This is a genomic window from Okeanomitos corallinicola TIOX110, assembly GCF_038050375.1.
Taxonomy (GTDB): Bacteria; Cyanobacteriota; Cyanobacteriia; order Cyanobacteriales; family Nostocaceae; genus Okeanomitos; species Okeanomitos corallinicola.
Genome location: NZ_CP150886.1, coordinates 2,928,549 through 2,939,687, shown reverse-complemented (window position 1 = coordinate 2,939,687; position 11,139 = coordinate 2,928,549). Strand labels below are relative to the sequence as shown.

At 33.0% G+C, this 11,139-nt stretch carries 10 protein-coding genes; 2 read left to right on the top strand and 8 right to left on the bottom strand.

Features of this window, described 5'->3' with window-relative positions:
- Positions 1-319 precede the first annotated feature (319 nt).
- The 7 genes from WJM97_RS12760 to WJM97_RS12730 all read right to left on the bottom strand — a co-directional run bounded on the left by WJM97_RS12760 (position 320) and on the right by WJM97_RS12730 (position 6,063).
- Positions 320-556, bottom strand: a complete 237-nt coding sequence (locus tag WJM97_RS12760) for a hypothetical protein (RefSeq protein WP_353929181.1) — start codon at positions 554-556, stop codon at positions 320-322.
- On the bottom strand, positions 553-984 hold the full coding sequence (locus WJM97_RS12755) for a putative toxin-antitoxin system toxin component, PIN family (RefSeq protein WP_353929180.1): 432 nt from the start codon (positions 982-984) through the stop codon (positions 553-555). The genes WJM97_RS12760 and WJM97_RS12755 overlap by 4 nt, the downstream gene beginning before the upstream one ends.
- A 57-nt stretch (positions 985-1,041) precedes the next feature.
- The gene (ugpC, locus tag WJM97_RS12750; RefSeq protein ID WP_353929179.1) at positions 1,042-2,223 is read right to left on the bottom strand and encodes a sn-glycerol-3-phosphate ABC transporter ATP-binding protein UgpC; all 1,182 of its coding nucleotides are present in this window, start codon (positions 2,221-2,223) and stop codon (positions 1,042-1,044) included.
- A 356-nt stretch (positions 2,224-2,579) separates the two neighbouring features.
- Positions 2,580-2,771 carry a nucleotidyltransferase domain-containing protein gene (locus WJM97_RS12745; RefSeq protein ID WP_353929178.1) on the bottom strand — a complete coding sequence of 64 codons (192 nt, stop codon included), beginning with the start codon at positions 2,769-2,771 and terminating at the stop codon, positions 2,580-2,582.
- 76 nt (positions 2,772-2,847) lie between these two features.
- Entirely contained in the window at positions 2,848-3,699 is an 852-nt protein-coding gene (locus tag WJM97_RS12740; protein ID WP_353929177.1) for a carbohydrate ABC transporter permease, read from the bottom strand.
- Between the two features lie 50 nt (positions 3,700-3,749).
- Positions 3,750-4,655: a sugar ABC transporter permease gene (locus WJM97_RS12735; protein WP_353929176.1), complete on the bottom strand. Its 906-nt coding sequence runs from the start codon at positions 4,653-4,655 to the stop codon at positions 3,750-3,752.
- Between the two features lie 103 nt (positions 4,656-4,758).
- The gene (locus WJM97_RS12730; RefSeq protein WP_353929175.1) at positions 4,759-6,063 is read right to left on the bottom strand and encodes a sugar ABC transporter substrate-binding protein; all 1,305 of its coding nucleotides are present in this window, start codon (positions 6,061-6,063) and stop codon (positions 4,759-4,761) included.
- Positions 6,064-6,255: 192 nt separating this feature from the next.
- On the opposite strand from WJM97_RS12730, the gene WJM97_RS12725 reads away from it, so the two are divergent.
- Positions 6,256-7,008 carry a YebC/PmpR family DNA-binding transcriptional regulator gene (locus WJM97_RS12725; protein ID WP_353929174.1) on the top strand — a complete coding sequence of 251 codons (753 nt, stop codon included), beginning with the start codon at positions 6,256-6,258 and terminating at the stop codon, positions 7,006-7,008.
- Between the two features lie 248 nt (positions 7,009-7,256).
- A complete protein-coding gene (locus WJM97_RS12720) occupies positions 7,257-10,274 on the top strand; it encodes a type ISP restriction/modification enzyme (protein WP_353929173.1) in 3,018 nt (1,005 codons plus the stop codon).
- 228 nt (positions 10,275-10,502) lie between these two features.
- Here the strand turns inward: WJM97_RS12720 and WJM97_RS12715 are convergent, their stop codons facing one another.
- Entirely contained in the window at positions 10,503-10,949 is a 447-nt protein-coding gene (locus WJM97_RS12715; RefSeq protein ID WP_353929172.1) for a DUF29 domain-containing protein, read from the bottom strand.
- Between the last annotated feature and the right edge of the window lie 190 nt (positions 10,950-11,139).

Here is an 11,139-nt window from a genome sequence, read left to right as displayed (position 1 = left end):
TTTATAATTATATGGAAATGCGATCAGTATAGATTCAGGGTGCGATCGCTTTTGGGGAAGGCTGATCATTTATAGGGTAATTTATTAGTGCGATCGGTTTTTTTGTGAGGATTGGAGGGCGATATTTATTTGGATCCCAACATCAAAAATTGTGCAGATTTTAAGAGAGAATTTTACTACTATTATGCAATTTTACAACAGTGAAACGGAAAGTATTTTGCTCTTAATTTGAGTGTGATATTGCAGTTTGTAGGGTGCGTTAGGTGGCGATAATTTTTGACAAAAAACCCAAGTTAACAATCCACCGTGTTGTTTAGGATTACAATTTGTCATAATCTTCTGGTTCTACATTGGGGACTTTGGCTAAAACTTGTTGGAATTTATCCCAACTACCGCGTTTAGCTTTTTCTTCGATATAGTCTTTGGTCATCCATGCAGAAACTTGTGCTGATAGGGCAATAGCTACAAGTTGTTCTAGGGACATATTTTCTTTGGCTGCTAAGGCTTCGATTTGTTTATATAAAGATTCAGGGATTTGTACGTTTAAGTTACTCATGATAATTCTCCTACTTGTTGTAAGAATTGTTTAGGAGTTAATACTTTGATGCCAAATTTTTCTGCTGCTTGTAAATCCTTTTGATTGTAAGTGATAATAAAGTCGGCTTGGCATTCTACAGCTAAATCTATGACAAAATCATCATCTGGGTCGCGTGCAACTGGCCGCCATAGATAAAAAATATTACATTGGTTGGATATGGCACAAATCGCTTCTATAATATTATCAATATCTTCATCTTCTAGGTTTAACTGGTCTTTTTCTCGTTTAAGTATTTCTTCATACTCGAAGATTAAAGCGGTCGAAATATTTAATTGCCAACGAGTATCGTTGAGTATGCTTAATAACTTGTAGGATGCACCACGGTTAGAGCGTAGACCAGCTAGAATTACATTAGTGTCTACTACAATTTGATAAGGTCTAGTCATTTTTTAGTTTGTTCCATAGTACCTTGTGTTTAGTTAGTTGCTGTTTGTTGATAAATATCAAATAATAGCCTCACCATCCTGATCAAAGAAATATAACTTTTTCGTATCTACTGTTAAGGTTATTTTTGATTTCCCTAAAATTTCTTGTGCTGTAGCAACTCTAGCAATTAATAATGAAGAATCTTGTGGATTTTCTTCTTTATTTGTTCCTATTTCTGAACCACCATCTCGATTTTCTGCTACTTCTATTTTATCAACTCCAGCATGAAAATAAATGATCATTTCATGTCCCAGAGATTCAACAGTTTCTATATCTACTTCAATATTATGACCTTGAGAAATTTTATCTCCATAGGCAAATGCTTCTGGACGTAAACCTACTAAAATTTCTTGATTGAGATAATTTTCTAATTGTTGATAACGATTTATTGTTTCTGGATCTATTACTAATGGTTGATTTCCAAAGTTAATTATTAAGTCTCCCATCTCATTTTTAATTAGCTTACTTCTAAAAATATTCATGGCTGGAGAACCAATAAAAGCAGCGACAAATGTATTAGCTGGAGAGTCATAAAGTTCTTGTGGTGGGGCAATTTGTTGGAGTTCTCCTCCTTTCATGACTGCGACGCGATCGCCCATTGTCATTGCTTCTACTTGATCATGGGTAACGTACACCATTGTAATGCCCATATTTCTTTGCAATTGGGATATTTCGGTTCTAATTTGTACCCGCATTTTGGCATCTAAATTAGATAATGGTTCATCCATTAAAAATACCGAGGGGTTACGCACAATGGCCCTTCCCATTGCTACTCTTTGTCTTTGTCCTCCTGACATTTGTTTGGGTTTATTATCTAATAGGTTGGTTAAACCTAATTTTTCTGCTGCTGCTATTACCCGTTTTTGTCTTTCTGCTTTGGGCATTTTTAACATTTTCAAGGGAAATTCCATGTTTTCCCTAACTGTCATGTGTGGGTAAAGGGCGTAGTTTTGAAATACCATTGCTATGTTTCTTTCTTGGGGGGTTTTGTCGTTGACTATTTCTCCCCCAATTAAGAGTTTACCACCACTAATTTCTTCTAGTCCTGCGAGCATTCTTAATGCTGTTGATTTTCCACAACCAGAAGGTCCAACGAATACTAAAAATTCTCCGTCTTTGATATCTAAGGAGAGGTTTTTTAGGGCGGTGTAGCCGTTGGAATAAACTTTGAATATTTGTTGGAATTCTATTGTTGCCATGATTTATTCTCAATAAGATGATGTTTTTTGTTAGTTAATACAGTAATTTAAGTAATTTAAAATTCTTGAACAAGAATAATTAAAATTGCTGATTTCAAAGAACTAATTTTAGTTTAAATAATATCCCAAATAATTTCATCTTATACCAATTTTATATAAAGTTGCGCCAAATAAATACCGTAGAGACTCTACATCCGCGAATAAAGCGCATCCTCATAAAGAAATGGTATTACAATATCATCACAATAAAGTTTTAAGCTACGCGACATAAATAGCATCCTTTTCTACAGCATCAATAATTTGAGGTTTTAACATCTTTTTAGTGACTAAATCAACGGATAAAGATAAATTATCTTCTAAAAAAAATTTAAGTCCATATATTTATCAAAGGATATTTTTCCTTGAAATTCTACCAGTAAATCAATATCGCTAGTAGTTTTCGCTTCATCTCTTGCATAAGAACCAAATAAAGCTAAGGAAGTGACACCATAACTTTTAATAGTGTTTAAGTTTTCTCTAAGAAAGTTAATTAAATATTCTCTGTTCATAATTTGTAATTTTGTTTTATCAAGATTTACAGGATTTTGTTTGATGTTTGATGTAGTAATTCAAGAATAGAGTTTTTTACCCTTTCACTCCTGAAGAAGCAACACCTTTAACAAACCATTTTTGGAAGATTAAAAAGAGGATTAATACTGGTGCTACCATCATGACTCCAAAGGCCATGATATCACCCCATTGTAGTGGTGGTAAGGTTTGAAATTCGGCGATCGCAACGGGTAATGGTCTAACTTCTTCTCCTACTGTAATCATAACAGGCCATAAAAATGAACCCCATTGTGTTAAAAAGGTCAGAATTGCCACAGTAGCAAATGCAGGTTTAGCAACGGGTACTATAATTTGAAAAAATGTCTGCAATGCACTCGCACCATCTACTTTTGCAGCTTCTTCTAATTCTTTGGGGAGGTCAATAAAAAATGTGTAAAATAAGTAAATAGAAAAGGCATTAGCGATAAAAGGTACAATTTGCGCTATATAAGTGTTACGCAAACCGATTAAGGTAATTTGAAAAAATAAGGGTACTGCAATAGCTTCAAAGGGTATAATCATTAATGCCAAAACTACAGCAAATAAGATATCTCTCCCTTGCCATTGCATCCTAGAAAAAGCATAAGCTGCCATTGAATTTATCAATAATCCTATTAATACTATCATACTGGTAATGAACAGAGAATTAAAGAAATACTGGGTAAATTTAACTCTTTCAAAAACATTTTCATAATTCTGTAATGATATTTGCTCAGGAATAAAGGCCTTAATACTCCCAGATTCAACTAATACTAAATCATCAGGTTTTAAACTCCCTACAATCATAAATAAAATTGGGGCAATAAATAAAAAAGCTAACAAAGTCAATATTAAATAAACAGCAAACTTACCGATTATCTTTTGATATTTTACTGGAGAAATAGACATACTAACTAAACCCTTAAATTCATCTTGCGTCCATCTGCATTTATCTGCGTTCAATCAATTGCCCTTTCCTGCTTAACAACAACTCTCTGAATAATTGTAATTGATAAAACTACCAAGAAAAAGACTACCGTCATCGCAGCACCTTTAGCCATTTTCTGTTGTTCAAACGCTGCCTTTACTGCTTCGTACATTACTGTAGTTGTAGCATTATTTGGTCCACCTTCAGTCATGATTTTAACTTGATCAAATAACCGAAATGCTAAAATTGATGTCACCAACATCACGAAAATCAAAGTATTCCGTAATTGGGGTAAAGTAATATAAATAAATTGATTAATTTTATTACTTCCATCTATGGCGGCGGCTTCATATAAATTCTCTGGAATTGATTGTAAACCAGCTAAAATAATTACCATTTGAAAGCCTACTCCTTGCCACATAGATAATAACATAATCGCAGGTAAAGCAAATGTTGAATTACGTAAAAAGTCGGTTGTTTCCCAACTTCCAAATGTTAAAAATTCCATTAATGAGTTCATCATTCCATCAGGGTTAGGAGCATAAATTAAGATCCAAACGACTGAAACTAAGGACATGGGAAATACAACCGGCATAAAAAAGAATGTTCTAAAAATTGCCATTCCTTTTAATGGTTGATTTAATAATATTGCTATTCCTAAAGCTATTGCTGTTTGCACGGGAACTATAACTAATGCAAAAATTCCGTTGTTTAATAATGCTCGCAAAAATGCTGGGTCTTTAAGGATGCGATAATATTGTTCTAAACCGATAAATTCTAAGGGAAGTGGTGAACCAAGGCGTAAATTTGTAAAGGATAAAATGATGGCGGAAATAAATGGTATTCCTAAAAATAGGAATAGTCCTATTAATGCTGGGGTTATGAATACAATGTGTGTATTTTTTCCTTTTGTAAGTTGGGTAATTAATCTATTCATTGGTTCATTCAATTTATTGATAAAGCACCGCAGAGACGCAGAAAATACAGAGAAGATAACGATACTAACAACTTTTCACCAGTCACCAGTCACCAGTCACCAGTCACCAAATTTGTGGATATCCTTGATTATCTTCTATGTCTATATCAATGGTTATGGCTGCTTGGGTTAGGGCTTTTTTAACTTCCATACCATCAATAATATTGTTGACTGCTTGTTGAAATGCTGAAGTTACTACTGCATATCCAGGAGTTTGGGGACGGGGTACTGTTTGACTATTTAATAATTGTTCGGCAAATAATCTTAAAGGTGCGCCTTCTTGATACAATGGTGATTGAGCGATCGCACTTTTTGTAGCTGGTACTGCACCATTGGCGTTTGTCATGGCTAATATTTCTTGGGGTTGTAATAGAAATTCTAGAAATTTTACCGCTGCTTTAGGGTTTTTACAATTAGCAGTTATTCCCCAATTCCATGAACCTTGTCCCGTTTTTGAACCTTGACCAAAATTAGGTAATGGTAATAATACTAAATCATTTCCTAATGCTTTTTTATAGCCATCATAAGCCCAATGTCCAACCCAAGAAAGGGCTACTCTGCCACTGGTAAAAGCAGCATCATCTAGGTTAGAATCTACATAATTTTTTTCTATCCAAGTTTGTAAATTATTAATTGCTTTGATTGATTTTCTACTATTAATTGCGCTATTTGCTTGCAGTGAATTACCTTTTTGTTTGAGTAAAGTTCCGCCAGCAGAATGTATAATTGGTGAAAATCCATAGGTGAACCATTCACCGCCATAATTTAATTTTAAGTCTAAAACTTGTCCATCTTGATTTGGATCTTGTTTGGCTAATTTGGCTAATGCTTGATTAAATTCTTTGACTTTCCAAGCATCTTGATTATTTTCAGGAATTCTAATTCCTGCGGTTTCTAATTGTTGACGATTGCCGTAAATTCCTAAACCAGAATCAAATGTACCGACGGAATAGAGTTTATTCCCATAAGTTCCCTGTGCAATTATTGATGGTAGTAAATCTGCTTTTACTTCCGGGGAAATGATCTCATCAATGGGGATTAAATTTTGCTGCCAAACATAGTTATAAACAAAGGGGCCATCAAATTCTAAAATGTCTGGTAAGTCGTTAGAAAGTGCGGCTGCTTGGACTTGGGAATTATAAGAACCTTCGGGAATAAAGGTTAATTTTACCTTGATTTCTGGTTTTGATTGATTATATCTTTGTGCTTGTGCAGATATTGTTTTTCTTTCTGCTTCTTGTCCTGCATGAACCCAAATATTTAAAGTGTTATTATTTTTTGTACCACTAAAACAGGAAACTAAAATTAGGGAAATCAAAAATAAACTGCATAGTAGAGGAATATTAAAATATTGGCGATATCTAGACATAATGTTGTGAAATTGGAGTATGAAATTCACTGCAAACAAATTTAGTAAATTTCATCTCAGGACAATTTTAAATACTATTTTAATACAAGATGTAACTTGAAAATCTTAAAAAATATTTAATCAGAGATTTGCATTAGAGTGAAATCTAGATATATCCTATGTTTGAGTAGAGTGTTAATTTTCTTAAAAGTTATGGCTGGACATAGTAAATGGGCAAATATTAAGCGTCAAAAAGCGGTAGTTGATGCTAAACGGGGAAATGTATTTACAAAGCTATCACGGGCGATTATAGTTGCAGCTAGGAGTGGTATTCCAGACCCAGCAGGAAATTTTCAACTGCGAACTGCGATAGATAAAGCGAAGGCGGCGGGTATTCCTAATGATAATATTGATAGGGCTATTGCTAAAGGTGCAGGTACTTTCAGCGATGGTAACAGTTTAGAAGAAATTCGCTATGAAGGTTACGGGCCTGGTGGGGTAGCGGTTTTAATTGAAGCTTTAACAGATAATCGTAATCGTACCGCTGCTGATGTGCGAGTTGCTTTTAGTAAAAATGGCGGTAATTTGGGGGAAACCGGTTGTGTAAGTTGGATGTTTTCCCAAAAAGGTGTTTGTATAGTCGAAGATGTAATGGATGAAGAAAAACTTTTGGAAGCATCCTTAGAAGCTGATGCTGATAGTTATGAAATGACAGATGATGAAGTTGCAGAAGTTTTTACAGAATTTACCAATTTAGAAAACCTTAGTCAAACTCTCAAAGCAAAAGGTTTTCATGTCACAGATATAGAATTACGTTGGATACCAGGAAATCAAATTGAGGTGACAGATCCAGATCAGGCTAAATCTGTGTTTAAATTAATTGATACCTTGGAAAATTTAGATGATGTCCAAAATGTGACGGCTAATTTTGATATTTCTGAAAGTTTAATGGAGTTGAGTTTGTAATTAAATCTTCTGAGACTGTAGGGTGTGTTAGCGTCAACGTAACGCACCAAATTAAATTTTGTAGGTAATAATTCTTTACTTATTATTCTCAACATTACAGAGAAGATATCATATAATTAAACGCAGATTAACGCAGATAGAAAAAACAAGATTTCAAATAATTAAAATTAGGATAATAAATAGGCATTTAGCATTGCTAAACCCTTACAAAACAGTTTCTTTACCATTACCAAAAATTATTATCTATTATGTCCAGATTATTAGTCACCCAATACCAAACGGAAGTACAAAAAATTATCCAGTTTGGTGGGTCAAGAAAAGAAACTTCTATCCGGTTCGCTTTCCAAAATCTGTTAAATGAATATTGCAAACCTAGAGATTTTTTACTTATTCCTGAATTAGATTTTAAACTCCCAAATGGTAAAGTTGTTTATCCCGATGGAACAGTTAAAGATGCTTTGCGGTTAGATTGGGGTTATTGGGAAGCTAAGGACGAATATGATAATTTAGATCAAGAAATTGAGAAGAAGTTAAATAAGGGTTATCCTGATAGTAATATTTTATTTGAAGATTCCCAAACTGCGGTTTTAATTCAAGCAGGTACAGAAACTCAGCGTGTATCTATGCAAGATGCTGACGCGCTGGATAGTCTAATTAATAATTTTATAAATTTTGTTCGTCCTGAAGTTCAAGACTTTCGATCAGCTATAGAAATTTTTAAACAAGATATTCCCATTATCTTAGATTCTCTCAGAAAGTTGATTGATTGTCAAGAGGGGAATAATCAATCTTTTGCAACTGCTAGAAATAAGTTTTGGGAACTTTGTAAAAAGTCCATTAACCCGGAAATTACGTTGTTAGATATTCGGGAAATGATGATTCAGCATATTTTAACTGAGGATATTTTTATTAATATTTTCAGTGAGTCGCAGTTTCATCAAGAAAATAATGTTGCGCGGGAATTACAAGGGGTAATTTCCACGTTTTTTACCGGAAGTTTAAAGCGGAATACTTTGGGAAGTATTGAAAGATATTATGCAGTAATTAAAAGAACCGCTGCTAATATTGTCAACCATCAAGAAAAACAGAAGTTTTTAAAAGCATTATACGAGAATTTTTATAAAGCATATAATCCCAAAGCTGCGGATAGATTAGGAATTGTTTATACTCCTAATGAAATCGTCCGGTTTATGATTGAGAGTGTGGATTTTTTGGTACATCAACATTTTGGTAAGTTGTTAGCAGATAAAGATGTAGAAATTTTAGATCCTGCGACGGGTACGGGTACGTTTATTACTGAGTTGATTGATTATTTACCTCCCCATAGTTTACAGCATAAATATAAACATGAAATTCATTGTAATGAGGTGGCAATTTTACCTTATTATATAGCGAATTTGAATATTGAATATACTTATAAACAGAAGATGGGAGTTTATGAGGAGTTTGAGAATATTTGTTTTGTGGATACTTTGGATAATGTACCTTTTGTAGATAAACAATTGGACTTATTTGTTACGAGTGTGGAAAATACCGCAAGAATTAAACGACAGAATAATCGGACTATTTCGGTAATTATTGGGAATCCTCCTTATAATGCTAGACAAGATAACTTTAACAAAAATAATGCTAATCGTAGTTATAAAGCAATAGATAAATTAATTAAGGAAAGTTATATTAAAAATAGTAATGCACAAAATAAAATAGTTGTTTATGATATGTATGTTCGTTTTTATAGATGGGCAACTGATAGAGTAAAAAATGGTCTTATCTGTTTTATTACTAATTCATCTTTTCTAGATAGTCGTGCATTTGATGGCTTCAGAAAATCTATTCAAGATGAATTTAATTATGTATATTGTATTGATTTAGGAGGTAATGTTAGAGAAATATCAGGAAAAGATGGTGTATTTATTTCTGAAAAACATACTATTTTTGGTGAAAGCGCAATGACTGGTATAGTTATCTGCTTTCTGATTAAAGATAGTAATTCATCAGGTTGTAAAATATTCTATTCTCATCCTTTCCATGTTCATGAAATAAGAGAAAATAAAATTAGCTATTTAGCAGCAAATAAATTTAATCAAATTCCTTTTCAACATATCACACCTGATAAAAAATATAATTGGATAAATCAATCTGATAATAATTTTGATTCTCTTTTACCCTTGGTTGATAAAAACGTAAAATCAGGTACGGGAGAAGCAGCAGTTTTCAAGTTATTTACAATTGGAGTAGTTACGAATCGAGATGAATGGGTTTATGATTTCAATGATTTGAATTTAACTCAAAAAATGCAATTAATGACAAAAGTGTATAACTTGTCTGTTCAAAATCAAACTATGGATAACTCTATTAAATGGAGTTCATCACTAGAGAGTTATTTGCAAAGTGGTAAACGAGTTGAATTTGATCAAAATTTAATCCAATTCACTTTATATAGACCATATTTAAAATTATATCACTATAGAGAAAAAATCTTTAATCACAGATTAACACAAAACCATTATGAATTATTTTCACAAAGTTTACAGAGTGATAATTTTTTAATTGCTTTTTCTTGTGTTGGTTCAAGTAAACCTTTTCAGTGTTTAGCTGCTAATTCATTAGTTGATTTACATTTTACAGGTGACTCTCAATGTCTCCCCCTCCACCGATACGACAAAGAAGGAAACCGCATTGATAACATAACCGACTGGGGATTAAAACAAATTCAAACCCATTATCAAGATGAAACAATCACCAAAATAGATATCTTCCATTATACTTATGCAGTATTACATAACCCAGAATACCGCAAAAAATACGAACTAAATTTAAAACGCGAATTTCCCCGCTTACCCTATTATGAAAACTTCCAAAAATGGGTGAACTGGGGAAAACAACTCATGGAATTACATATAAATTATGAAACAGTCACACCTTATAATTTAACCCGTGTGGATATTCCTTTAAAAGACAATCAAAAAACCATTAAAGTTAAACTAAAAGCAGATAAAAATAAAGGTGTAATCATCTTAGATGATATTACCACATTAACAGGAATTCCTGAAATAGCTTGGGAATATATGCTAGGAAATCGCAGTGCATTAGAATGGATTTTAGATCAATACAAAGAAAAGAAACCCAAAGATCAAACCATTGCGGAAAAATTCAATAATTATCGTTTCGCAGATTATAAAGAACAGGTAATAGAATTATTAATGAGAGTGTGTACAGTCAGTGTAGAGACGATGAAAATAATTAAAGAAATGTCGGATATTTAGATCCCCGACTTCTGAGAGGATGTTTTAAAAGTTTTTAATGTATAAATTGACCCCTCTCCATAGACGCGAAGCGGCTTCTCGAAGAGTACCTCTCCCCTACAAGGAGAGAGGCTTTGAAAACCCCATTCCCTGGTAGGGAAGGGGGGTAGGGGGGTTAGGTTTTTGGAGATTATGGGTTTCATATAATACTTTACAAACAAAAATCCGTCGTTGTTTTGGTGATTATCGTTATGGTAGCCAATTTTCATCTAATAATTGTTCGATAGTATACGGACATTCTAGAGGAAATTCAACCATCATACCTGTTTTTTTATTGACATATTTTAATGCTTTCTGATAAATTTTATCTTGATTTTCTTGTAAATGATTGCGTAAATTTTTAGTTAAATACTCATTCAATTGAGTTCTAAAACTGATAATTTCAGCTTGCCAATGATTCGCATTATATTGATGTTCACTTTTCCAGTATTGTAAGAGTAATAAATGTCTAATTATTTGTTCTAAAAAACTCTCAACTGTCAATTTATCTCGACGACTCATGGCTTCTAATTCTTCAATTAAATGCTCTAAGTCGAGGTGTTCTAACTGCTGTTCTTTTAACATTGTTATGGTTGCTGCTAACCATTTCTCGTTATCAACCTCATACAGAGAATATATGTCATTGATTTGAGTCATTATTTTACTATAATTTTGATCATAACTACTTCCTATCCTAACATATTTATGAAATATACTTAATAGTAAGTAATCATAAAACAGACTAATACTATTTCTTTATGAGGATGCGCTTTATTTGCAAATGGAGAGATGTTCCATGGAACGTATCTACGGTATTTATTTGGCGCAACTTTACACAGAATTGGTA